The organism is Pseudarthrobacter chlorophenolicus (assembly GCF_000962805.1).
Classification (GTDB): Bacteria; Actinomycetota; Actinomycetes; order Actinomycetales; family Micrococcaceae; genus Arthrobacter; species Arthrobacter chlorophenolicus_A.
In genome coordinates this window covers 66,618-89,706 of record NZ_JZTW01000014.1, presented here as the reverse complement: position 1 = coordinate 89,706, position 23,089 = coordinate 66,618, and the positions used below count along the sequence as shown (strand labels likewise).

Annotated in this window: 21 protein-coding genes; 15 read left to right on the top strand and 6 right to left on the bottom strand. The window is 66.1% G+C overall.

Annotation, left to right across the window (positions count from 1 at the left end):
* Positions 1–20 precede the first annotated feature (20 nt).
* The 3 genes from UC32_RS14520 to panC are packed head-to-tail and all read left to right on the top strand — an operon-like array spanning position 21 to position 3,365.
* Entirely contained in the window at positions 21–1,571 is a 1,551-nt protein-coding gene (locus UC32_RS14520; protein ID WP_045731903.1) for a PH domain-containing protein, read from the top strand.
* On the top strand, positions 1,564–2,457 hold the full coding sequence (locus UC32_RS14515; protein WP_045731902.1) for a Rossmann-like and DUF2520 domain-containing protein: 894 nt from the start codon (positions 1,564–1,566) through the stop codon (positions 2,455–2,457). The genes UC32_RS14520 and UC32_RS14515 overlap by 8 nt, the downstream gene beginning before the upstream one ends.
* 2 nt (positions 2,458–2,459) lie before the next feature.
* Positions 2,460–3,365, top strand: a complete 906-nt coding sequence (panC, locus tag UC32_RS14510; protein ID WP_045731901.1) for a pantoate--beta-alanine ligase — start codon at positions 2,460–2,462, stop codon at positions 3,363–3,365.
* Positions 3,366–3,445: 80 nt separating this feature from the next.
* Here the strand turns inward: panC and UC32_RS14505 are convergent, their stop codons facing one another.
* Positions 3,446–5,002, bottom strand: a complete 1,557-nt coding sequence (locus UC32_RS14505) for an HNH endonuclease signature motif containing protein (protein ID WP_412178025.1) — start codon at positions 5,000–5,002, stop codon at positions 3,446–3,448.
* Positions 5,003–5,480: 478 nt separating this feature from the next.
* Here UC32_RS14505 and UC32_RS14500 point away from each other — a divergent pair, with 478 nt between their 5' ends.
* Both UC32_RS14500 and UC32_RS14495 read left to right on the top strand, forming a co-directional pair.
* Positions 5,481–6,047 (top strand): type 1 glutamine amidotransferase domain-containing protein, encoded by a 567-nt coding sequence (locus tag UC32_RS14500; RefSeq protein WP_045731900.1) that lies wholly within the window; start codon positions 5,481–5,483, stop codon positions 6,045–6,047.
* Positions 6,048–6,173: 126 nt separating this feature from the next.
* Positions 6,174–7,646 carry a DHA2 family efflux MFS transporter permease subunit gene (locus UC32_RS14495; RefSeq protein ID WP_045731899.1) on the top strand — a complete coding sequence of 491 codons (1,473 nt, stop codon included), beginning with the start codon at positions 6,174–6,176 and terminating at the stop codon, positions 7,644–7,646.
* A gap of 93 nt (positions 7,647–7,739) precedes the next feature.
* Here UC32_RS14495 and UC32_RS14490 read toward each other — a convergent pair whose 3' ends face one another.
* A complete protein-coding gene (locus UC32_RS14490; RefSeq protein ID WP_045731898.1) occupies positions 7,740–8,576 on the bottom strand; it encodes an alpha/beta fold hydrolase in 837 nt (278 codons plus the stop codon).
* Between the two features lie 100 nt (positions 8,577–8,676).
* Positions 8,677–9,531, bottom strand: coding sequence for an alpha/beta fold hydrolase (locus UC32_RS14485; RefSeq protein ID WP_045731897.1), 855 nt, complete (start codon positions 9,529–9,531; stop codon positions 8,677–8,679).
* Between the two features lie 68 nt (positions 9,532–9,599).
* Here UC32_RS14485 and lysS point away from each other — a divergent pair, with 68 nt between their 5' ends.
* The 10 genes from lysS to UC32_RS20815 all read left to right on the top strand — a co-directional run bounded on the left by lysS (position 9,600) and on the right by UC32_RS20815 (position 20,924).
* Positions 9,600–11,138: a lysine--tRNA ligase gene (lysS, locus tag UC32_RS14480; RefSeq protein WP_045731896.1), complete on the top strand. Its 1,539-nt coding sequence runs from the start codon at positions 9,600–9,602 to the stop codon at positions 11,136–11,138.
* A gap of 2 nt (positions 11,139–11,140) precedes the next feature.
* Positions 11,141–11,314, top strand: a complete 174-nt coding sequence (locus tag UC32_RS20820; RefSeq protein WP_200896393.1) for a hypothetical protein — start codon at positions 11,141–11,143, stop codon at positions 11,312–11,314.
* A gap of 142 nt (positions 11,315–11,456) precedes the next feature.
* Positions 11,457–11,792, top strand: coding sequence for a histone-like nucleoid-structuring protein Lsr2 (locus tag UC32_RS14475; RefSeq protein WP_045731895.1), 336 nt, complete (start codon positions 11,457–11,459; stop codon positions 11,790–11,792).
* A 508-nt stretch (positions 11,793–12,300) separates the two neighbouring features.
* Entirely contained in the window at positions 12,301–14,793 is a 2,493-nt protein-coding gene (locus UC32_RS14470) for an ATP-dependent Clp protease ATP-binding subunit (protein ID WP_045731894.1), read from the top strand.
* 354 nt (positions 14,794–15,147) lie between these two features.
* Positions 15,148–17,301, top strand: coding sequence for a S9 family peptidase (locus tag UC32_RS14465; RefSeq protein WP_045731893.1), 2,154 nt, complete (start codon positions 15,148–15,150; stop codon positions 17,299–17,301).
* 247 nt (positions 17,302–17,548) lie between these two features.
* Positions 17,549–18,058, top strand: coding sequence for an amino-acid N-acetyltransferase (locus UC32_RS14460; protein ID WP_045731892.1), 510 nt, complete (start codon positions 17,549–17,551; stop codon positions 18,056–18,058).
* A 284-nt stretch (positions 18,059–18,342) separates the two neighbouring features.
* Positions 18,343–19,344: a dihydroxyacetone kinase subunit DhaK gene (gene dhaK, locus UC32_RS14455; RefSeq protein ID WP_045731891.1), complete on the top strand. Its 1,002-nt coding sequence runs from the start codon at positions 18,343–18,345 to the stop codon at positions 19,342–19,344.
* 2 nt (positions 19,345–19,346) lie between these two features.
* Complete coding sequence (dhaL, locus tag UC32_RS14450) at positions 19,347–19,979, top strand: dihydroxyacetone kinase subunit DhaL (protein WP_045731890.1); 633 nt, start codon at positions 19,347–19,349, stop codon at positions 19,977–19,979.
* Complete coding sequence (dhaM, locus tag UC32_RS14445; protein WP_045731889.1) at positions 19,976–20,668, top strand: dihydroxyacetone kinase phosphoryl donor subunit DhaM; 693 nt, start codon at positions 19,976–19,978, stop codon at positions 20,666–20,668. Before dhaL ends, dhaM begins: the two co-directional genes overlap by 4 nt.
* A gap of 88 nt (positions 20,669–20,756) precedes the next feature.
* A complete protein-coding gene (locus UC32_RS20815) occupies positions 20,757–20,924 on the top strand; it encodes a hypothetical protein (protein WP_015935565.1) in 168 nt (55 codons plus the stop codon).
* A 56-nt stretch (positions 20,925–20,980) separates the two neighbouring features.
* Here UC32_RS20815 and UC32_RS14435 read toward each other — a convergent pair whose 3' ends face one another.
* The 3 genes from UC32_RS14435 to UC32_RS14425 all read right to left on the bottom strand — a co-directional run bounded on the left by UC32_RS14435 (position 20,981) and on the right by UC32_RS14425 (position 22,983).
* Entirely contained in the window at positions 20,981–21,469 is a 489-nt protein-coding gene (locus tag UC32_RS14435) for a hypothetical protein (protein ID WP_045731887.1), read from the bottom strand.
* A 105-nt stretch (positions 21,470–21,574) separates the two neighbouring features.
* Positions 21,575–22,006 (bottom strand): DUF3592 domain-containing protein, encoded by a 432-nt coding sequence (locus UC32_RS14430; protein WP_045731886.1) that lies wholly within the window; start codon positions 22,004–22,006, stop codon positions 21,575–21,577.
* Between the two features lie 50 nt (positions 22,007–22,056).
* Positions 22,057–22,983 (bottom strand): HhH-GPD family protein, encoded by a 927-nt coding sequence (locus tag UC32_RS14425; protein ID WP_045731885.1) that lies wholly within the window; start codon positions 22,981–22,983, stop codon positions 22,057–22,059.
* Between the last annotated feature and the right edge of the window lie 106 nt (positions 22,984–23,089).

Below are 23,089 nucleotides of genomic sequence, written 5' to 3'. Positions count from 1 at the left end.
GTTCTGCTACATCCGGCTCAGTGCCCTCCGCATCAACACCTGCTGCGGACGGCGCGGGTCCCGGAATCACAACGCCCGGCGACGGCTGGTTGCGCGTGCACCCGGCGTCACCCTTTGTCCGTGGCTGGGTTGCGCTGGCAGCAATCGGCTTCTTTTTTGGCCGCGACATCTTTGAACGGACCCTGCAGGGCCGGCCCATGTTCGAAGACGGATTCGCCGGCCGGGTTCCCTGGTTGGTGGCGGGCGGCGGCGCAGTACTGCTGGTGGCGGTCCTCAGCTTCGTCCTCACCTGGTACTTCACCAAGTACCAGGTGTCCGGCGGTTACGTCCGCGTCAACACAGGCTTCCTGTTCCGGCAGCAGCGCCAGGCCCGGCTGGACCGGGTGCAGGCCATCGATATCGTCCAGCCCTTGCTGGCCCGCATCTTCGGGTTGGCCGAACTCAAATTTGAGGTGGCCGACGCAGGGGAGTCGGCGGTGCGGCTGGCTTACCTGAAGATCGACGACGCCCAGCAGCTCCGGGCCACCATCCTGGCCCGTGCCGCCGGCATCGACGAAGATGCCGAAAACCTTGGCGCCCCCGCACCTGAGGCGCCGGAGTATCCGGTACTGTCCGTTCCGCCGTCGCGCCTTATCGGTTCGCTGCTCTTAAGCGAGCAAAGCCTGTTCGTGGTGGTGGGCGGTGTGGCATCGGTGGTGCTCTCAGCCGTTACGGACAACCGGGCGTTCTACTTCTACCTGATTCCCGCGGCGCTTGGCCTCGCGGCGAGCTATTGGAACCTGTTCAACAAGGGATACAACTTCACGGCCGCCATCTCGCCCGACGGCATCCGGCTCCGTTACGGGTTGCTGGACACCCAGGCTCAGACGCTGCCGCCGGGGCGGATCCAGGCGCTGAAGATCAGCCAGCCACCGCTGTGGCGGCCGTTCGGCTGGTACCGGATACAGGTCAACGTGGCCGGTTACGGGCTGGTGGAGAACGCGGGGGAAGCATCATCCCGGACCACCCTGCTGCCGGTCGGCAAGCTGGACGATGCCATGAACATGCTCGCCCTGGTCCTGCCCGATCCCGGCACGAGCCGCCCTGCCGAGGTTTTCGGCGCGGGGCTCACGGGGTTGGATTCCGACGGCGGCTTCGTCACCACCCCGCGCCGGGCCCGGCTGCTGGCCCCGCTGGGGTGGCGGCGCAACGGCTTCGCCGCCACAGACACTGCTTTGCTCATCCGTTCGGGGCGCTGGTGGCGGAACCTGGTGCTCGTGCCGCACCAGCGGACCCAGTCCATGGCGCTGCACCAGGGCCCGCTGGCCCGGCGGTTCCGGGTGGCCGACCTGGTCCTGCACACCACCGCCGGTCCGGTGGTTCCGCGCCTGACGCAGGCGGGGCTGGACGAGGCGCGGGCGCTGTTTGATGAACAGTCGGCCCGTGCCCGGCTGGCCCGGAAGCGGCAAACCACCGAACAGTGGCTCCGGCAGGTCACCCCTCCCGGTGCCGGACCTGAGTCCCCAGCAGCTGCAACCGGGCCGGAACGAAACGAATCCCACCAGGAACAGGAAGGCCCCCACCATGGCTAAGCCCGGACGCCTCGGCGTCGGAATCATTGGAGCGGGCAAGGTTGGCGCCGTCCTTGGTGCAGCCCTGCGCGCCGCCGAGCACGCCGTCGTGGGTGTTTCCGCGGTCTCTGAAGCCAGCCGCGAACGGGCCGAAACCCTGCTGCCGGACGTTCCCATCCTGGAAGTCCAGGACATCGTGGAGCGCGCCGAACTGGTGCTCCTCGCGGTGCCGGACGACGCCCTCCCGGGCCTGGTGGACGGGCTGTCCAAACTTGGCGCGTGGCAGCCGGGCCAGCTGGTGGCCCACACCTCAGGCAGGTTTGGGGTTGGCGTGCTGCATCCTGTACGCGGTGCCGGGGCCGTTCCGCTGGCACTGCACCCGGCCATGACCTTCACCGGGATGAGCCTGGACCTGACGCGCCTGCTCGACTGTACTTTCGGCGTTACTGCAGATGCCGCCATGCTTCCCATTGCGCAGGCGCTGGTGGTGGAGATGGGTGCCGAACCGGTGGCCATCGCAGAAGCCGACCGGACGCTCTACCACGCTGCCCTGGCGCACGGATCCAACCATTTGGTCACCCTGGTGGCCCAGTCCTCCCAACTCCTGCGTGAGGTGGGGGTGGAGCAGCCCGAACGCATGCTCGGCCCCCTGTTGCGGGCAACCCTGGAAAACGCATTGGCATCCGGAGAGTCTGCTCTGACAGGTCCGGTTGCCCGCGGCGATGTAGGCACCGTGGAAGCGCACGCACAGGCCCTGCGGGAGTTCGACGGCGGCGGACAGGGCGATGTCCTTGCGGCGTACCTTGCCATGGCGCGCGCCACCGCCCGGCGGGCCGAAACGCGCGGGCTGCTGAAGTCCGACCAGCTTGAAGGGCTGAACCAGGCCCTCGGATCCAAGGAGGACTGACCATGGCCATAAAACTTGTCACCACTGTGGCCGGGCTGCACGCCGAGAGCGCACGGCTCCTGAGGGAGAAGCAGGGTGCATCGCAGGGCCTTGTCCCCACCATGGGCGCGCTCCATGAGGGGCATGCTGCCTTGGCCAGGACCGCCGTCGAACAGAATGACGTGGTGGTTGCCACCATCTTCGTGAACCCGCTGCAATTCGGCGATGCCGTGGACCTTGACCGGTACCCCAGGACGCTGGAGGCCGATCTCGCGCTGCTCGACGCCCAGGGCGTTGATATTGCGTTCGCTCCTGCTGTTGAAGAGGTCTACCCAGGCGGCGAGCCGCTGGTGCGGGTCACGTCGGGACGGCTGGGGGAGAAGTGGGAGGGTGCATCCCGCCCGGGCCATTTCGATGGTGCGCTCACGGTTGTGGCCAAGCTGCTGCACTATGGCATCCCGGCGGCCGGCCTCGCCGGAGGGGTGGGGTTGCCCGCCTACCGCGCCTACTTTGGCCAGAAGGACGCCCAGCAGTTGGCGCTGGTGCGCCGCATGGTGGTCGACCTCAACTTCCCCGTCGATATTGTGGGCGTCCCCACCGTGCGTTCAGCCGAGGGCCTGGCACTGTCCAGCCGTAACCGGTTCCTGTCCGACGACGAACGTGAGGCAGCGCTGGTCCTTTCCCGTGCCCTGCGGCTACTGGAGGAGCGTGCCAACGCCCATGAACCGCTGGACCTCGAGTCTGCGCAGGCGATGGTGGAGTCGCAGCCGCTGGTGAAGCTGGACTACTTCGACGTGGTGGACCCTGCCACGTTGGAGCCGCTGGCTGAAAACTGCCGCGAGACCCCATTCCGCGGTGAAGCCCTGGCCCTGATCGCTGCCAAGGTGGGTCCTGTGCGGCTGATCGACAACGCACCATTGAGCTCCTAAGCGCTCCTTAGTTCCCGCGCTCCTGGGTTCACACGTCCCTGATTTCACAGGCGACTGCCTGGATTCAGGCGGGTCTGCTGTCAGGCAGCGAGATACGACGTGAGGGCGCGTTCGAGGGGGCTTAGTACGTCCGAATGGTTGCTTGGCCGCGCGCCCAGTTGTCCGTTCGCGCCAGACTCACCAGCAGCGGCAACGTCTCCGGCTGGCGCGTGGTCGCCTACAGGCTCACGGTCTCCGACAGTTTCTAGGTGTCTGTCCGCTGCCGTGTCTGAGGCGGCGCGCGGCTCTCCAGCCGCGCCAACGTCCCCGGTCAGGGCCCGCTCCTGTTCGAATTCGAGGAGTCCGGGTGGCCAGTGTGGTGGTTGTGGGTCGGGGTGCTGGGTTGGGTAGTGCCGGCCTGTGGGTGAGGTCCAGCCGGGTGGTTCGGTTGTGGTGGCTGCTGTAGGGGTCCAGCCGCTGTTGTGTTTGAGGCGGTGGTGTTTCGGGCAGAGCTGTGCCAGGTTACTGACGCCGGTTGTGCCGTGGTGTTGCCAGGCGGTGAGGTGGTCGGTGTCGTTGTCTGTGCTGGGGTTGGTGCAGCCGGGGAACGTGCAGTGTCCGTCGCGCATCCTGATCCAGCGTTTCATCGCTTCGGTGAGCCGGTAGCTGGTCCGTCCGATCTCGAGCGGTGCCCCGGTACGGGGGTCGACGAGGACCCGGTAAAACGAGGTCGCCCCGTCGGCGACGAGCTTGCGGGCCATGGCTGCGGGGATGGGCCCGTACCCATCCAGGTCAGCAGGTTCGTCCGTGGTCCCCATGAGGGTGAACAGCGGGATGGTGACCAGCACGTCGGCTTTCGGCGCGGGGACCTTGCTGAGGTCAACGAAGTAGGGGTCGGTCCCGTTGCCACTGGCACCGGGAAGACTATCGACGCCGGATACGCCGCCGGATCCTTCGCCACCGTCCAACCGGCCCGGGGAAGCGGCCCCGGCGTGGGCGCCGAGCAGGAGCGCGGCGGCGGTGTCGGGGCGGAGCTGGGTGAGGGTGCGGGTCTCGCCCGGGCCTTGGAGGCCTCGGGCGATGGCCGTGGTCTTGTTCCAGATGGCGCAGGCGGTGTCCCCGGGCAGGACCAAGGTTATCGATGCCATCCCGTCGGCACCGGGCCGGTATTCCATCCGCCGGTCCGCCACACACTGGACGTGCCGTTCCTGGACTGAGGCGGGGTGGGTGCGTTCGCGCCAGGACCGTACTTTCCGGCGGAACAGGTGCGCCACGAGGTCACCCGGCGCCGACCCTCTGGCCCGGTTCGGGGCGTCCGGATCGAAAAAATGCGCCACCAACGCCGCCGCGTTCTCGGGGGCGAGGCAGTCGGTTTCGTCGGCGACGATCACCGCGTGCCGCCACGACATCGCCCCTACGGCCAGCGCACCCAACACCGGCGGCACGGCACAGACTTTCCGGGACTGGCTGATGAAGGCCGCCGCTGCGCCCGGGCTGAGCGTCAGGACCCCGGCGATCTCCGCCGTCGTGGACATCTCCACGAACGCCCGCTCCGACCCTGTGGCTTCCGGGGGTGTCATGGCCTCCTGGAACTCCGCGAAATCAACGGCGTCGCGGGCCTTCCCCGCCGCAACCTGGGCCGCCAACTGTGTTTCCACAACGCCAGCCGCTGCAGCCGAAGCTCCGACTTCCGCCCCAGCACATCAACTGCTTCATGGTCCACAGCGTCAGGGTCAGCCCGGTCCAGGTCTGCGTCCTCCAGAAACAACGCGTCAAGGGCGTCGACGGAGGCCCGAAGACCCTCCATCGCTGCTGCTTCAACGCCTGCATTTCCCATAAAAGAATTCTCGCGCGAGGGTCTGACATTCAAAGCACCTCATACTGGCCCCAACCCTCAACCCCCGGCGCAGCACGCGGAAGCCGCCGGCCGCCGTCGTACGTTCCAGGCAAACGAGCGCGGGCGCGGGCGCTGACGCCGTACAGGCCGCAACCACCCGCACACAGATTCAGGATAGTCAGCTTGCTTATTACTTTCGGTTTTCCTAGGCTGGAATCTGTCAGGCAAGCAACTCTCGAAGCAGCGAACTGGGCCCCTTGCAAAGGAGCGCAGCGGCCGGCTTCAGGCGAGGAGGAACAATGTCAGAACACAACATCGCAGGCAAGAAGGTTGCCTTCCTGCTCACGGACGGCGTGGAGCAGGTTGAGCTGACCAGCCCGTGGCAGGCAGTCAAGGACGCCGGGGGCGAACCGACCCTCGTAGCTCCCAGCAGTGGCAAGCTGCAGGGCTTCAACGGCACGGACAAGGGGGACACGTTCGATGTCGACCTCACTGTCGCCGAAGCCAACGCCTCGGATTTTGACGCACTGGTCATTCCCGGCGGCGTCGTCAACGCAGACCATCTGCGGGCAGACAAGAACGCTCAGAGCTTCACCCGCAGCTTCTTCGAGCAGCACAAGCCGGTGGCGTCCATCTGCCACGGGCCGTGGGTGCTTATTGATGCCGGCGTGATCCGCGGCCGGAACGTCACGTCCTACTTCACGCTGGAAACCGACCTCAAGAACGCCGGAGCCAACTGGACGGACGAGGAAGTGGTGGTGGACCAGGGGCTGGTGACCAGCCGTAACCCCGACGATCTGCCGGCCTTCAACAGCAAACTGGTGGAGGAAATCGCGGAAGGGCAGCACGCGGGCCAGACTGCCTGACACCTGATGTTCCCTCAGGGTTTGGGAAAATATTCCGTGCGGAGGAATTACTCCAGCCGGTAGAGTGTTGGAATCTGCAGCGGCCAGGTTCGCGCATCACTCACCACTCTCCCTGAGGGAACACCCATGTCTACCGAAGTATCTCCGAACGCCAACGGCCAGCCGGCCCAGGCGGCAGGAACCAAGCCCGCCGCGCCGGAGAAAATGTCCCGCGAGTCGGTGACCATTATCAGCACCCTGCTGGTGGCCACCTTCGTGGTGATCCTCAACGAAACCATCATGAACGTGGCGCTGCAGCGCCTCATGGTGGACCTGCAGGTGGACGCCCCCACCGTGCAGTGGCTCTCCACCGGCTTCATGCTCACCATGGCCGTGGTCATCCCCACCACGGGATTCATCCTGCAGAGCCTCTCCACCCGCGCCGTCTTCATGCTGGCCATGGGACTGTTTGCCGGCGGTACCGCGCTGGCCGCCGTCGCGCCCGGATTCGAGATCCTGCTGCTGGCGCGCATCGTCCAGGCCGGCGGTACGGCAATCATGCTGCCGCTGCTGATGACCACCATCCTCACCCTGGTTCCGCTGGCCAGGCGCGGTGCGGTGATGGGCAACGTCAGCATCGCCATCTCCGTGGCCCCCGCCATGGGCCCCACGGTGTCCGGTTTGATCCTTGAGCACTTCACCTGGCGCTTCATGTTCGTGTTCGTCCTTCCGGTGGCGCTGGCGGCCCTGGCGATCGGTGCGAAGTACCTGACGAACATCGGCGAAACCGAGAAGACCAAGCTCGATTTCCTGTCCGTCTTCCTGACAGTTCCTGCCTTCGGCGGACTGGTCTACGGACTCAGCCAGATCGGCGGCGGCCATGGCGGCCAGGCCGGCCCAAGCGCAGGTGCCGTCGCCGCACTGGTCCTTGGCGTCGCCGCGCTGGCGGTCTTCGTGATGCGCCAGGTCCGCTTGCAGAAGGCCGAGGCGCCGCTGCTGGACCTCCGGGCGTTCAACTTCCGCATGTTCACGGTCTCGGTCCTGCTGATGGTGGTGGCCATGATGGCGCTGTTCGGCGGCGTGATCCTGCTGCCGCTGTACCTGCAGGAAGTCCGCGGACTCGGGTCGCTGGAAACCGGCCTGGCGCTGCTGCCCGGCGGCCTGGCCATGGGCCTGCTCGGCCCCGTAATCGGCCGCCTCTTCGACAAGGTGGGGCCGCTGCCGCTCACCGTCACCGGGTCCATCCTCATGGTGGTGACGCTGTGGCAGTTCTCCATGCTCGACGCCGGCACGGCCGTTGCGTGGATTGTCACCTTGCACGTGGGGCTGAGTTTCGGCCTGGCGCTGCTGTTCACGCCTGCATTCACCACGGGCCTGAACCCGCTGCCGCCCCACCTCTACTCGCACGGTTCGGCGATCATGAGCACCACGCAGCAGGTTGCCGGTGCTGCAGGCACGGCGCTGCTGGTGTCCATCTTCTCCGTGGTGAGCGCGACGTCGGGACTCGTCGCCGGGATGAGCGCCGCCTTCATGACGGCAACCGTCATAGCCTTTGCCGCCGTCGTACTTTCCGCGATGATGCGCAAGACCGAAGGTGCGGGCCACGGCCCGGCGCACTAACAATTCGGTGGTTTAGCCTGGCGAAACCCCGCTGGGCTTCAGACCCAACAAAAAAGCCGTTGCCCCGGTGGGGCAGCGGCTTTTTCGTGCCGGTCAGCCGGCGTAGAAGTCGCTCAGTTCCTTGACCAGCTTGTCCGGGGCCTTGATGACGCCGTCGTGCCCGAAGCCGGGGAGGATGGTGTAGCTGGAGCCGGAGAGGACGTCGTGGATCTGGCCGCAGGCCACGCCGAAGTAGGCCGGGCTCTTCTCGCCCACAACAATCAGGGTTTCAAGGGGCAGTTCCAGGAACGGCTCGGCTGGCATGTCCGCGGCAATGATGGCCTTGATTTCGCGGACGCCGGTGCGCATCAGCTCCCGCTGCTGTTTGCCCTCGGATGTCCCGGCGGTCAGCTTGTTGGCGAGCGTCATCATGGACAGCGGCATGCGGGAGGACAGCGGACCGGGGGCCTCCAGGCCACGCTGGATGACTGCCAGGGCGCGGTCGTCGTCGCCGGCAGCGATGGCGGTCTCGTATTCGCCGATCCAGTCGGCCTTGACGGACTGGTTGACGGACACCGCGGGATCGTAGACAGCCAGCCGTTCCACCGGCAGCGTCCGGGCCGCGTGCAGTGCAACGGCTCCGCCGAAGCTGTGGCCGAACACGTCAGTGCTGGACGTGTGCCTCATGACGGCGTCGAGGTCGCGGATGTCCACGTCCAATGTGTAGTCTTCCGGCTGCGGCGAGGACGAACCCCGGCCGCGGCGGTTGAACGTGTGCACCGGCCGGCCCAGCGCAGCACTGAGTTTCTGGGCGAACTTGGTGTAGTCCGCCGCGGTCACCATTGAGGGCGGCACGATCACCACCCCTGAGCCGCCGGAAGCAAGGTCGGCGCCGGTGGTAAAGAGCTCCAGAGTGCCGCCGTCGGGGGTCCTGATGTTCTCACGCGTCATGGTCTGAGCCTATCTGAGCAACCTGGCCGCGGACACAATGCCGCAGGTATCGGGCGCTGACGGAGGCGCACTGTCCCGTGCGATGACGCGGGTGCCCGCCTCAGGCCGTGAAGTACTCCGAGATATCCGCCACCAGTTCCTTGACGGCGGCCGGGATGGAACCGTGGAAGCACTTGGGAGACAGCTCGAAGGTGCTGCCCGGGACCGCTGCATGCAGGCGCTGCGCGGTCACCTTGTAGTAGGTGGGGCTCTTCCCTCCCGCCATGAAGTGCGTACCTGAGGGCAGCACGCTGAAGTCCCTGGCACGGTCCTTTTCGTTGTAGGCGGCCCGCAGTTCACCTACGCCGCTGGGCATGACCTGGCGGAAGACCTTGTTGACCTTGGTCCGCGACAGGACAGCCATCAGCCCGGCCAGCACCGGCTCGGGGATCCTCGCCATCGCCGATCCAGGGCTGGTGGCCTTCTTCATGTGGGCGAGGGCGTGCCCTACCTTGCCGTCATTGACTGCCTTCTCGAACCCGTCCAGCCATTTGATGTCGATGCTGCCGTCGATGTTCACCGCGGCGTCGTAAACGGCCAGCTTGTCAGGGACGTACCCGGTTCCGGTGAATTCCTGGACGGCATTCAGTGCCACCGAACCGCCCAGGCTGTGGCCCAGGATGTTGCGGGCACCGGTAGCATCCATCACCGTGCGGACATCCTCGATCTCCGTGTCCATTGAGTAGCCGGGTGGTTGCGGGGATGAACTGCCGCGGCCCCTGCGGTCATAGACGTCCACGGCCCATCCCTCACCCAGGCCTTTGGCCAGCGCGATCGAGAACGGACGGTAGATCAGGGCGGTGAGGAATGCCCCGCCGATCAGCACCACCCTTTTCTCCCCGGGCGCATCCTCGGTGCCGTAGCTGTACAAGGCCAAGTGGCCGCCGTCGTGCGTGGGAAGGACCTGTTCTTTCACCAGCCCATCGTAGGGTGCGTGCCTGCGGGGCACCTGAAAGCCCGGTTTTGCAACGCCCGGTAAACTTGATGATTGTGACTTCCCAAAACACCCCCGCTCCCAAGAACGCCCCCGAGCCGCTCGACGCCAGCGAGCAGATGCGCATCCGCATGGAAAAGCGCGCCAAACTCCTCGAGCGCGGCACCGAAGCGTACCCGGTGGGTGTGGAGCGCACGCACTCCCTGGCGGAAGTCCGTGAAAAGTACGCGCACCTGCAGGCCGATGACACGACGGGCGACGTCGTGGGCGTCACGGGACGCGTGGTGTTCGTCCGCAACACCGGCAAGCTCTGCTTCGCCACCCTCCAGGAAGGCGGAACGGACGGCAAGGGAACCCGCCTGCAGGCCATGCTGAGCCTCGCCAACGTGGGTGAGGAAGCGCTGGCCGACTGGAAGGCCCTCGTTGACCTCGGCGACCACGTGTTCATCAAGGGTGAGGTCATCTCCTCCCGTCGCGGCGAGCTCTCCGTCATGGCCGAATCATGGGGGATGGCTTCCAAGGCCCTCCGCCCGCTGCCTGTGCTGCACGCGGAACTGAACGAAGAAACCCGCGTCCGCCAGCGCTACGTGGACCTGATGGTCCGCGACGAAGCCCGCGAAATGGTCTACACGCGTGCCGCTGTCACGCGCTCCATCCGCGAAACGCTGTTCCGCCACCAGTACGTCGAGGTGGAGACGCCCATCCTCCAGTTGGTCCACGGCGGCGCCCTGGCACGGCCCTTCGAAACCCACATGAACGCCTTCGACCAGAAGATGACCCTGCGGATCGCCACCGAGCTCTACCTCAAGCGCGCTGTGGTGGGCGGCATCGACCGCGTCTACGACATGGGCCGCGTCTTCCGCAACGAGGGCGTCGACTCCACGCACAGCCCCGAGTTCACTACCCTTGAGTGCTACGAGGCCTGGGCCGACCAGTTCGTCATGGCAGAGCGCATCAAGGAAATCATCCTCGACGCCGCCGACGCCGTGGGTGCCGGCCGCACCGTGCAGACCGAGGCCGGGGAGATCAACCTCGACGGCGACTGGGCTTGGCTGGCCGTCTATCCGGGGTTGTCCGACGCCGTTGGCCAGGAAATCACGCCGGACACTTCGCTTGAGGTACTCCGGGACATTGCCGCCAAGCACGAAGTGAAGGTGGACCCCAAGTGGGACGCCGAAAAGACGGTGGTGGAACTGTTCGGCGAGATCGTGGAGCCCACGCTGCTGAACCCCACCTTTGTCTACGACTACCCGCCGTCCGCCCAGCCGCTGGCCCGCCCCCACCGCGAGGACGGACGCCTCATCGAAGCCTGGGACCTCATTATCGGCGGCATGGAGCGCGGCACCGCGTTCTCGGAACTGATCGACCCCGTGATCCAGCGCGAGCGGCTCACCGAGCAGTCCCGCCACGCCGCCGCCGGTGACGACGAAGCCATGCAGCTGGACGAGGACTTCCTCCGCGCACTTGAATACGGTGCGCCGCCCATGGGCGGCATCGGCCTGGGCATCGACCGCCTGGTGATGCTGTTCACCGGCGCCGGAATCCGGGAAACCATCCTTTTCCCCCTCCTCAAGCCTGAAGGGCACTGACCATGGAGTACGTAGCAGTCCTGCTTCCGTCCCTTGTTGTAGGTTTGTTGTTCTGGTTTGCAATGAAGGCGGTCTTTAATGCCGATAAATCAGAACGCCAGGCTGAAGCCCGCGCGCAGGCCGAAGCCGATGCCCGGGCGGGCCTCGGTGACCGCCCGGATACCGGTCAAAAATAGATAAACCCCCCAACCTGCCCCCTGTTATCCCCACACGGCATTTGTCGCTTTGACGCGCTGGCATAAAAAGGGAGATAATTTTCTTTGGGAAACATCCTGCTTTTCTGAACACCGAAACTTTCCAGCAAAAGGAAGACTCTAAATGGCACAGAAAGTAAACATCATCCTCGTTGATGATCTGGATGGGGGATCCGCAGACGAGAATGTAAAGTTTGGCCTCGACGGGGTCAACTACGAGATTGATCTTTCGGCGGCCAACGCCACCGAACTCCGGTCTTCGCTTGAGCGCTATGTCGGCGCTGCACGCAAGTCCTCGGGCGGCCGTGCGGCTGCCAAGGCGAAAGCTCCTTCGGGGAGCGGCCGCAGCCACGATTCGGCACAGATCCGCCAGTGGGCGCGGGATAACGGGTACACCGTTAACAGCCGCGGCCGAATTCAGGCGGAAATCCAGGAAGCCTACCAAAAGGCCAATTCCTAGCTTCAGCAGGACCCTGGTTAAGCCCTGTTCCCCGTTGCCGGGGAACAGGGCTTTGTTTATTGGCGGAGTTGCCGGGGCTGGGATGAACCAACTGCCATTCAGCACGGTCCGCCCGAACCCATTGACCCCATCAAGGAGCCGCCATCGTCGGCACTGCCGCTCTGGGAATAGCGGTGTGCCGCAGGGCGGAATGGCGTTTAGCCCCGCGGCGGGCGCCGGAACTCGGGCAAACACCCGGCTGCCTAAACGCCGGATTCCTTTGGGTAAATGTTGGGGCGGCCCCGGAAGCCCGTTTTGTTCTTCCCGGGCAGCCACTGTTATTCGGACGGCGGTCAAAGGGGTCTTTCAGTAACGGGGAGTCTGCGGGCGGGCGCACCTGCAGATGCTGCCCAGCCAACCTTGGGTCAACCCCTGAAAAGCTTGTGGGTTTCCCCTGTGGCGAACACGCTCCACAAGATTGGGCCAGCCACGTAGCATCAAAGTACGTCGTAGCTAGGAGTGTGGCGAAATGTTTGAGCGATTTACGGACCGTGCCCGTCGCGTAGTTGTGCTTGCCCAAGAAGAGGCACGCATGCTGAACCACAATTACATCGGTACCGAACACATCCTTCTGGGTCTGATCCATGAAGGTGAAGGCGTTGCCGCCAAAGCTCTTGAGTCTTTGAGCATTTCGCTCGACGGCGTTCGCGAGCAGGTGCAGGAGATCATCGGCCAGGGCCAGCAGGCTCCGTCCGGTCACATCCCCTTCACCCCCCGCGCCAAGAAGGTACTGGAACTCTCGCTGCGCGAGGCGCTCCAGCTGGGACACAACTACATCGGTACCGAGCACATCCTGCTCGGCCTGATCCGCGAGGGCGAGGGCGTAGCCGCCCAGGTCCTGGTGAAGCTGGGCGCCGACCTCAACCGTGTCCGCCAGCAGGTCATCCAGCTCCTCTCCGGCTACCAGGGCAAGGAAACCACCGGCGCAGGCGTCGGCGGCGGCCAGCCCGAAGGCGCCCCCGCAGGTTCGGTGGTCCTGGATCAGTTCGGCCGCAACCTTACCCAGGCTGCGCGCGAGAACAAGCTGGACCCCGTTATCGGGCGCGAGCAGGAGATGGAACGCGTCATGCAGGTCCTCTCCCGCCGCACCAAGAACAACCCTGTCCTCATTGGCGAACCCGGCGTCGGCAAGACGGCCGTCGTCGAAGGGCTGGCCCAGGCGATCGTCCGTGGCGATGTCCCGGAGACCATCAAGGACAAGCAGCTCTACACCCTGGACCTCGGTTCCCTGGTGGCAGGCTCCCGCTACCGCGGTGATTTCGAAGAGCGCCTGAAGAAGGTCCTCAAGGAGATCCGCACCCGCGGCGACATCATCCTGTTCATCGATGAGATCCACACCCTGGTGGGTGCCGGTGCTGCCGAAGGAGCCATCGATGCGGCCTCGATCCTGAAGCCCATGCTGGCCCGCGGCGAGCTGCAGACCATCGGTGCCACCACGCTGGACGAATACCGCAAGCACATCGAGAAGGACGCCGCGCTGGAGCGCCGCTTCCAGCCGATCCAGGTCAAGGAACCCTCCGTGGCACACGCCATCGAGATCCTCAAGGGCCTGCGTGACCGCTACGAAGCGCACCACCGCGTCACCATCACCGACGGCGCACTGGCCTCCGCTGCCAGCCTCGCCGAGCGCTACATTTCGGACCGCTTCCTGCCGGACAAGGCCATCGACCTGATCGACGAGGCCGGCGCCCGACTGCGCATCCGCCGCATGACCGCTCCGCCGGAGCTCAAGGCCATGGACGAGCGCATCGCCAAGCTGAAGATGGAGAAGGAATCCGCCATCGACGCCCAGGACTTCGAAGGCGCCGCAGCGCTCCGCGACAAGGAGCAGAAGATGATCTCCGAGCGGTCGGAGAAGGAGCGGCACTGGAAGTCCGGCGGCATGGACGACATCTCCGAGGTGGATGAGGACCTCATCGCCGAGGTGCTGGCCAACTCCACCGGTATCCCTGTCTTCAAGCTGACCGAGGAAGAGTCCTCGCGCCTGCTCAAGATGGAAGACGAACTGCACAAGCGTGTGGTGGGCCAGGACGAAGCCATCAAGGCACTGTCCCAGGCCATCCGCCGCACCCGTGCAGGGCTCAAGGACCCCAAGCGTCCCGGTGGCTCGTTCATCTTCGCCGGCCCCACCGGCGTCGGCAAGACCGAACTCGCCAAGGCACTCGCGGAGTTCCTGTTCGGTGAAGAGGATGCCCTCATCACCCTGGACATGTCCGAGTACTCCGAAAAGCACACCGTTTCGCGGCTCTTCGGTGCCCCTCCGGGCTACGTGGGCTACGAAGAGGGTGGCCAGCTGACCGAGAAGGTCCGCCGCCGTCCGTTCTCCGTGGTGCTGTTCGACGAAGTCGAAAAGGCCCACGCGGACCTCTTCAACTCGCTGCTGCAGATCCTGGAAGACGGCCGCCTGACCGACTCCCAGGGCCGCGTAGTGGACTTCAAGAACACCGTGATCATCATGACCACCAACCTCGGTACCCGGGACATCTCCAAGAGCGTCGCCACCGGCTTCCAGTCCGGCACCGACACGCAGACCGGCTACAACCGCATGCGTGCCCGCGTCACGGAGGAACTCAAGCAGCACTTCCGCCCCGAGTTCCTGAACCGTGTTGACGACGTCGTGGTGTTCCCGCAGCTGACGCAGGACGAGATCATCGAGATCGTGGACCTGTTCGTGACCCGCCTCGAGAAGCGGCTCAAGGACAAGGACATGGGCATCGAGCTGACCTCGGCCGCCAAGGTACTCCTGGCTACCCGCGGTTACGACCCCGCCATGGGTGCCCGGCCGTTGCGCCGGACCATCCAGCGCGAGATCGAAGACCAGCTGTCCGAGAAGATCCTGTTCGGCGAGATCCACCCCGGCGACATCGTCGTAGTGGATGTCGAAGGCGAAGGCGACGAAGCGAAGTTCACCTTCGCCGGCAACGCCAAGCCGCGCATCCCGGAAATCGCCCCGAGCGTCTAGTTCCAGAGCCAAAGCCCCGCCACTCCGCAAGGAGCGGCGGGGCTTTCCTGGTTAAACGCACTGTCCGTGGTTGAGCCCGGTGACGGCCATCAGAGATTTCCCGGCGCCTGCTCCTCCGTCGCTTTGACGGCGCCTACATAAATCCCTGATGCCCGCCACCTCCTGCGTTGGTGGGCGTTAGGCGAAGCGCAGGCGCCGGGGTCATTTGTGTAGCTTGCGTCAAAGCGAGGAACGAGCAGCAAGCGGCAAATGGCGCCGGTGGTGGCGCGCCCCGGCCCAGCCCCAGCCAACTAACCAGCGTGTCGGCTTCTGAAGGTTTGTGATGGTGGACACAAACCGTGTTGAATCGGAAGCATGGCTAATCAGAACCCGGCGATCCCGGACGAGCAACCACTGACCCCCTTCCACGACCTTGACCACTTCCTGTCCATCCCGCGCGTGGGCGGTTTGGCCCTGAGTCCAGACGGAACCCGTCTGGTCACCACGGTCAGTACCCTAAACGGCAAGGGCACCGAGTTCGCCACAGCGCTGTGGGAACTGGACCCGAAGGGCCAGAAGCATGCCAGGCGCATCACCCGCAGTGCCAAGGGCGAGGCTGGAGCGGCGTTCGCCGCCAGCGGTGACGTCTACTTCACGTCCGCCCGCCCCGATCCGGACAGCCCCGATGAAGAACCGGTCAGTGCCCTCTGGCTCCTGCCTGCCGATGGCGGCGAGGCCCGTGTGGCGCTCAGCAGGCCGGGCGGCGTCAGCCGGGTGATGACGGCCCGGAACGCGGATGCAACCTTCGTGGCCGCCGAGGTCTTGGCTGGCTCCGCCGATGAGGAAGACGACGCAGAACGCCGCAAGTCCCGCAAGGACAAGAAGGTTTCCGCCATCCTGCACAGTGAGTACCCGGTACGCTTCTGGGATGCCGACCTGGGCCCCGCCCAGCCGAGGATCTTCGCCGTCGAGCCGGGGGAGGACAAATCGGGCGGCAAACCCGGAACCGTGGACCCTGCGGCGCCTCTGGTCCTGCGCAACCTGACGCCCGAGGCCGGTGCGAAGCTCCGTGAAGCTGACACCGTGGTCAGCCCTGACGGCAGGACGGTCTACAGCAGCTACACCAAGCCGCTGGCCAAGGCGGACAGCCGCTCAGTGCTGGTGGCTGTGGACGTCGCATCGGGCAGCCTCAAGGTGTTGCTCGACCAGGAGGGCATGAGCTACTTCCCGGGCCCGGTCAGCCCGGACGGCCGGACCCTGGTGGTGGTCAGCGAGAGCGATTCCACCCCGCAACAGGCGCCTGAAATCAAACTGCACCTGCTCGACGTTTCGGGCGGCGCGGAAAATGCCGCCGAAGCCACGGACGGGGCAGCGGAGAGTGCCGCAGGGCTGCGGCCCCTCGCCCACGATTGGGACCGCTGGCCCAGGCCTGCCGCCTGGCTGCCTGACGGGTCCGCACTCCTGGCAACGGCGGACGACGACGGCGCGTCGCCGGTTTTCCGGATCAGCGTTCCGGCTGCTGCGGCTGAAGTGAGCGTCTCCCGGGTGACCCAGGACGCCGCAGCCTACTCCGACGTGGTTGTTTCCCCTGAAGGCAGGTACGCGTACGCACTGCGGAGCTCCTACGAATTCCCCGCCGAAGCCGTGCGGATCGACTTGGCGACGGGAGAGACCTCGCGGCTGCCGGCACCGGCTGAACGCCCGTCACGCCCGGGCAGGTTGGAGCGCATCGCCGCCACTGCACCGGATGGTTCGCGGGTCCCCGCCTACCTGGCCCTGCCAGAGGGTGCTTCGGCGGACAACCCGGCGCCGTTGCTCCTCTGGATCCATGGCGGTCCCCTGGGGTCCTGGAATGCGTGGACGTGGCGCTGGAACCCCTGGCTCCTGACGGCCAAGGGCTACGCCGTTCTGCTGCCGGACCCGGCACTCTCCACCGGCTACGGCCAGGCGTTCATCCAGCGCGGCTGGGGAGCATGGGGCAAAGCGCCGTTCACCGACCTGATGGCTGTTACTGACGCTGCGGTGGAACGGCCGGACATCGATGAGACCCGCACGGCGGCCATGGGCGGATCGTTCGGCGGTTACATGGCCAACTGGGTTGCTGGCAACACGGACCGCTTCAAGGCGGTGGTCACCCACGCCAGCCTGTGGGCCCTCGACCAGTTCGGTCCCACCACGGATGCCTCGCAGTACTGGCTGAAGGAAATGACCGAGGAAATGGCGCTGGAAAATTCGCCTCACCTGCACGCGGAGAAGATCAGTTCGCCCATGCTGGTGATCCATGGCGACAAGGACTACCGGGTGCCCATCGGCGAGGGCCTGCGGCTCTGGTACGAGCTGCTGTCCAAGTCAAAGCTCGCCGCGGACCAGGACGGCCAGACCGCCCACCGGTTCCTGTACTTCCCGGATGAGAACCACTGGATCCTGCAACCGCAGCACGCCAAGGTCTGGTACGGAGTGGTGGAGTGGTTCCTGGCAAAGAACGTCCTGGGCCAGGAGCTGGACCTGCCGGAAGAACTCGGGCTGTAGATTCGGTTGGCCTTGCGCCGACGGCCGAGGCATTTCCCGGCGCCTGCTCCTTCGTCGCTTTGACGGCGCCTACACAAATGCCTGACCGCCGCCGCCTGTGGGCGGCGCACCTTTAGCGAAGTGAAGGTGCCGGGGCCATTTGTGTAGCTTGCGTCAGAGCGATGGAGGAGCAGCAAGCGGCAAATGGCTTCGGCACCGGAACGCCTAACCAGCAGCGCAGCGCCCTTGGCCTCGTAGGATTGGACCTGTGACTGACTCCTTCCACATCCGCCCTGCCCGCACCAGCGACGTTTCCGCCATCAAGAAACTGGTGGCGCCGCTGGCCGAGGAGCGCATCCTGATGGCGAAGGAGACGGTGGCGTACTACGAGAGCCTCCAGGAATTCAGGATCGCCGAGTCGGACGACGGCGAGGTGATTGGCTGCGGGGCGCTCCACGTCATGTGGGAGGACCTGGCCGAGGTCCGCACGCTGGCAGCCTCGGGTGACTGGCGCGGCAAGGGCGTGGGGCACGTCCTGGTGGAACGGCTGCTGGAGGAGGCCCGTGCACTGGGGGTGGCCCGGGTTTTCTGCCTCACCTTCGAGGTGGACTTCTTCAAGCGCCACGGGTTCGAGGTCATGGCCGACCAGTCGGCCGTGGATCCGGTGGTCTACTCGGAGCTCCTGCGCTCCCATGACGAAGGCGTGGCGGAGTTCCTCGACCTTGCCCGCGTGAAGCCAAACACCCTGGGCAACACCCGGATGATCCGGTTCCTCTAACAGGGCAGCCGGGTCCCGCCGGCTGCACCCGTGCACAGAACAGGCACGCACGAAGCAAAAACATTGCATTTCAGTCTGACCTGCGCTTCCTTTTACTCGAATTGATGGATAAACTGTTGCCGGCCGGGTTTGGGGGCCCACGGAAAGGGACAGTCATTGGGGGCTGTCCCTTTTCTGCGTCTGCAGCGGATGGAACCCTACCGCAGCCCCTCCGGCCGGTAGTAGGGTCGGGATTGTCAATCTCCATGTGCGCAGCAAGCACAAGCACAGCCAGGAGCACCGCCATGAAGAAACTCATCAACGATCCCAAGTCCGTCGTCGCGGAATCCGTGCAGGGCTTCGGCCTTGCCCACGCAGACCTCGTCGCGATCAGCGAAGATCCCACGTACATCACGCGCAAGGACGCGCCCGTGAACGGCAAGGTAGGCCTGGTTTCAGGCGGGGGCAGCGGGCACGAACCGCTGCACGCCGGGTACGTGGGCAAGGGAATGCTCGACGCCGCCGTGCCGGGGGCGGTGTTCACCTCGCCTACGCCGGACCAGATCCTTCCGGCCACCCTCGCCGTCAATTCAGGCGCCGGCGTGGTCCATATCGTCAAGAACTACACAGGTGACGTCCTCAACTTTGAGACCGCAGCGGAACTGGCCGAAGCCGAAGGCGTCAGCGTCCGCACTGTCCTGGTCAACGACGACGTTGCCGTGGAGGACTCCCTGTACACAGCGGGCCGCCGGGGTGTGGGCGGTACCGTGCTGGTGGAGAAGATTGCCGGTGCGGCCGCAGAGCGCGGCGACAGCCTTGACGGCGTGGCCTCCATCGGTGAACGGGTCAACGCCAACGTACGGACCATGGGCGTGGCGCTCTCCGCCTGCACCGTGCCGCACGCTGGCCAGCCGAGCTTCGACCTCGCGGACGATGAAATCGAAATCGGCATCGGCATCCACGGTGAGCCTGGCCGCCACCGCATTCCGCTCGAAAACGCGGATGGCATCACGGACCGGCTGCTGGAGCCCGTCCTGGCGGACCTGAACATCGGCTCGGGGGACAAGGTGCTCCTGTTCGTCAACGGCATGGGCGGGACGCCGCAGAGTGAGCTTTACATCGTGTACCGCCGTGCCGTCCAGGTCCTGAAGGACAAGGGCGCCACCGTTGAGCGGTCCCTGGTGGGCAACTACATCACCGCACTCGAGATGCAGGGCTGCTCCATCTCCGTGCTGCGGCTGGATGATGAGCTGACCGAACTGTGGGATGCGCCCGTCCACACCGCCGCCCTCCGCTGGGGCGCCTGACCATGGTGCTGGATGCCGCATGGGCGGTGAGGTGGCTGAACCTGTGTGCAGAGGCCATGGCTGAACACCGCGTGGAGCTGATCGAGCTGGACCGGGCCATCGGGGATTCCGATCACGGCGAGAACATGGACCGCGGGTTCCAGGCGGTGGTGGCAAAGCTGGGCGAGGGTGCGCCGGAGACGCCCGGAGCGGCTATGAAGCTCACGGCCATGACGCTGATGTCCAAGGTGGGTGGCGCCGCGGGTCCGCTCTATGGCACGGCCTTCCTCCGCGCCGCCACATCGCTCGGCGACTCTGCTGAGATCGATCCCGGGGCCTGGGCGTCAGCGCTGGCTGCCGCCCGCGATGGCATAGTGGCCCGCGGCAAGGCCGAACCGGGAGATAAGACCATGGTTGATGCATGGACCCCGGCCGTTGACGCTGCCCGGGCCGCTGCCGACGCCGGAAGTTCCGATGCCCTGGCGGTCCTGGTGGCCGCCGCGGAGGCTGCCGAGGCCGGGGCGGTGGCCACCGATCCGCTTGTGGCACGGAAAGGCCGGGCAAGCTACCTCGGGGAGCGCAGCGCCGGCCACCGTGACCCCGGCGCGGTATCCAGCGCGCTGATCCTGCGCGCCGCCGTGGGTGCCGCCGCGTGACAGTCAGCATTGTGGTGGTGTCCCATAGCGAAAAGATCGCCGACGGCGCCGTGGAACTTGCCGCGCAAATGGCGCCCAACGTGGTGATCCTGGCAGCAGGCGGCACTGGGGACGGCAGGATCGGCACCAGCCTGGAGAAGGTCATGGCCGCCCTGGACAAGGCCGCCGGCGGTGACGGCGCGGTGATCCTCGCAGATCTCGGTTCCGCGGTGATGACGGCGGAGTCTGCGCTGGAGTTCGTCGATGACCCGGAGAAGTTCCTGCTGGCCGATGCACCCTTGATTGAAGGGCTCGTGGCGGCGTCCGTCGCTGCCCAGGGCGGCGCCGACGTGGAGGGCGTCAGGCGTGCTGCTGAGGCGGTCCGCGGACCTGCCCACGGGGGCGACGCCGGTCGGCAGATGGTGGAGGAGGGCTCTGTCACCGGGCGGGGCCCCGATTTCACGGGTGACTTTGAGCTCATCAATCAGGCAGGCATGCACGCCCGGCCCGCCGCGAAGATCGCCGGTGGCCTGTCCTCGCTGGCAGCGGACGTCACGGTCAACGGGGTGGACGGGGCATCCATGACGGCGCTGATGACGCTGGCCGCCGGGAAGGGATCAGTGCTGCACGTGGAGGCCTGGGGTGCCGACGCGGAACGGGCGGTGAACTACGTAGGCGGCCTGGTCCAGGCTGGTTTCGGCGAGCCCTGAGCCTGCAACCCGCGTGCAGCTGGCCACAATGGGAGCAGCCCGGTGTGTCCGCAACCCGTCGCCTGATGCTGCCAATAAGCTCGATGGCATGGAACAGCTCCACCCCGAAGACAACTCCCCGGCAATCGAAGTGCTGGACGGGCAGACCACGGTGGAAGAGCTGCTGGCGGACCTCGGCTTCGAATGGCGCCCTCAGTATGTGGGCGATCCTGGCCAGCCTGCAGGCGGGCAGTTCAGCCAGCCGGCACTGTTCTAGCCCGTACTCCCGCTGTCCGCGCCATTCGAGGTTGCGGCCGGTTCGAGGAGGCTGCCCTAGCTGGATGCATCGCTGAGGCCTGATGCATCCAGGGTTACTGACGCCGAGATGAACTTGCCGCACTGTTCTCCAAACGGATAGTCAGCCCGGGGCCGGAACTCGAGTGTGCGGACCGGGAGGGTAGACCCGTCCGCGCCGGTCCCGGAGGCGGTGACGGTCATGGCCGATTCAGTGAGTGTGTCCAGCATCAGCATCCCCACCTTGGTCCCGTCAGGCGAGGCTGTGGCGGAGCAGACGCCATCCGGCGTGCAGCCCTGGTCGATGCTGGCGCTGCCGGGAGCCAGCTCAACCGGCCCCTCCTTGCAGGTGCCGTCCTGGCACGCCTTCACGTTGAGCGTGCCGATCAGGGGCGCGTAGTCCGCCGCGACGGTCACGGAAACAGCTGTGGCCTGCGCGATGGCCGGGCAGGCAACCTCCCCGGGCCCGCAGCCCGTGGTGAGTCCCGCCGTCGTGACCAGCACCAAGAGCAGCCCCCGCTTACGCATGTTTTCAGCGTAGGACGGCCGGGGTCGCGTGGCGTCCTCGCCGGAGAAGTGACGCCGGCATCGTTATGGCCGGCAACGTCCTGACAGCCGAAAGGAAATCTTTGGTCAGCCCAGCGGGAAGACGCTGATGAACCAGAACAGAGCGATGGCGAACACGGCAAAGAACGGCACCAGGCAGCCCATGGTGGTCCGGGGTGAGGAGGAAACCTGCAGTGATTCGTTGGGGTTGGCCGGATTGTAGGCCACCTCGATCCGGGATCCGGGGGCCGGTGCCGCCGCCGTGGAGATCTCGGACTTGCCCATGAACAGGGTGCCGCCCGGGTCCGTGAACTGGTAGGTGGGGAAGAACCGGCGGCTGCGGCTGGAGCCTCCTCCGCCGCTTGTCCAGCCGGCCACACTGCCGGTAACGGTGGCCTGCACCTTTGGCCAGCTGGCCATCAGCTGCTCCTGGTGCCTGGTCTTGCGGATGGCGTGGACCATGGCGAAAACAGCGGCCACAACGAACAGCGCCCACACGATGTAAAGGATGATTCTCAAGATTCCCCCGGTTCCAGTCACCAGAAAGTATGCCACCCCGGCGCCGGCCGTTACGCGGGAAGCCGGTAACCGCCGTCGTGGATCTCCGCCAGGCCGTCCGTGAGCAGCCCGGACAAGGCACGCTCCAGTTGCTCCGGCGCGGAATTGAGCCGGTGCAGCGCCGCGAGCGGGACGCCGATCCCCTCCGGGGCAAAGCCCAGGTCCGCGGGCGGCTGCAGGAACATCTCCGCGGGCACCGGGGCATCAGCCAGCCGAAGGACGGCCATGACGGCTCCGCGGACCTGCCGGTCGGTGCCGTGCCAGGCCTGGCCCTTGGGAACGTACGACGGCGGCGGCTCACCGGCGGCGCGCCACGCACAGGATTCCATCACGGGGCAGTCGGGGCATTTCGGCGCACGCGCGGTGCAGACCAACGCTCCCAGCTCCATGACCGCAGCGTTCCAGCGCACGGAGGCGGCGTCGTCGTCCGGCAACAGCGAGGCGGCAAGGCGCATCTCCGCAGCAGTCAGGGCGGGCGCGGGAAGCGCCGCGCCGGCCACCAGCCGGGCATGTACCCGGCGGATATTGGTGTCGACGACGGTTTCCCGGCGGCCGTACGCGAAGGCGGCCACAGCTGCTGCCGTGTAGCTGCCCACGCCGGGAAGTGCCAGCAGCTCTGTGTAGGTGTCCGGGACCGTGCCGTTGTGGTTTTCCACGATGGCCGTTGCGGCGGCATGCAGCCGGAGAGCCCGCCGCGGATACCCCAGCCTGCCCCAGTTCCGGACTGCCTCGCCGGCTGGTTCGGCGGCCAGGCCCGCGGGGGTGGGCCAGCGTTCCAGCCATTCCTCCCAGACCGGGAGCACCCGCACCACGGGGGTCTGCTGCAGCATGATCTCGCTGACCAGCACACCCCAGGCGCCGCAGTCAGGGTCCCGCCAGGGCAGGTCGCGGGCGGTTTCGGCAAACCAGCCGGTGATCCTGCGGTGCAGGAACTCCATGTGATTGGGATGGCCGGGGGGTGGCGCGGCTACACCGGGAGCGGTTTCGGGTGCAGTTAAGGAAGGGGCTTGAGTATCGATGCCAACACTGTAATGGATGCCCTTC

Excerpts from the sequence above, each read along its gene's own strand:
- dhaK (WP_045731891.1), top strand. The coding sequence starts at position 18,343 with ATGAAGAAACTCATCAACGATCCCAAGTCCGTCGTCGCGGAATCCGTG.
- dhaL (WP_045731890.1), top strand. The coding sequence starts at position 19,347 with ATGGTGCTGGATGCCGCATGGGCGGTGAGGTGGCTGAACCTGTGTGCA.
- UC32_RS14495 (WP_045731899.1), top strand. The coding sequence starts at position 6,174 with ATGTCTACCGAAGTATCTCCGAACGCCAACGGCCAGCCGGCCCAGGCG.
- UC32_RS20820 (WP_200896393.1), top strand. The coding sequence starts at position 11,141 with ATGGAGTACGTAGCAGTCCTGCTTCCGTCCCTTGTTGTAGGTTTGTTG.
- UC32_RS14490 (WP_045731898.1), bottom strand. The coding sequence starts at position 8,576 with ATGACGCGTGAGAACATCAGGACCCCCGACGGCGGCACTCTGGAGCTC.
- UC32_RS14425 (WP_045731885.1), bottom strand. The coding sequence starts at position 22,983 with ATGGAGTTCCTGCACCGCAGGATCACCGGCTGGTTTGCCGAAACCGCC.
- lysS (WP_045731896.1), top strand. The coding sequence starts at position 9,600 with ATGATTGTGACTTCCCAAAACACCCCCGCTCCCAAGAACGCCCCCGAG.
- panC (WP_045731901.1), top strand. The coding sequence starts at position 2,460 with ATGGCCATAAAACTTGTCACCACTGTGGCCGGGCTGCACGCCGAGAGC.
- UC32_RS14465 (WP_045731893.1), top strand. The coding sequence starts at position 15,148 with ATGGCTAATCAGAACCCGGCGATCCCGGACGAGCAACCACTGACCCCC.
- UC32_RS14475 (WP_045731895.1), top strand. The coding sequence starts at position 11,457 with ATGGCACAGAAAGTAAACATCATCCTCGTTGATGATCTGGATGGGGGA.
- UC32_RS14435 (WP_045731887.1), bottom strand. The coding sequence starts at position 21,469 with ATGCGTAAGCGGGGGCTGCTCTTGGTGCTGGTCACGACGGCGGGACTC.
- UC32_RS14470 (WP_045731894.1), top strand. The coding sequence starts at position 12,301 with ATGTTTGAGCGATTTACGGACCGTGCCCGTCGCGTAGTTGTGCTTGCC.
- UC32_RS14500 (WP_045731900.1), top strand. The coding sequence starts at position 5,481 with ATGTCAGAACACAACATCGCAGGCAAGAAGGTTGCCTTCCTGCTCACG.
- UC32_RS14515 (WP_045731902.1), top strand. The coding sequence starts at position 1,564 with ATGGCTAAGCCCGGACGCCTCGGCGTCGGAATCATTGGAGCGGGCAAG.
- UC32_RS20815 (WP_015935565.1), top strand. The coding sequence starts at position 20,757 with ATGGAACAGCTCCACCCCGAAGACAACTCCCCGGCAATCGAAGTGCTG.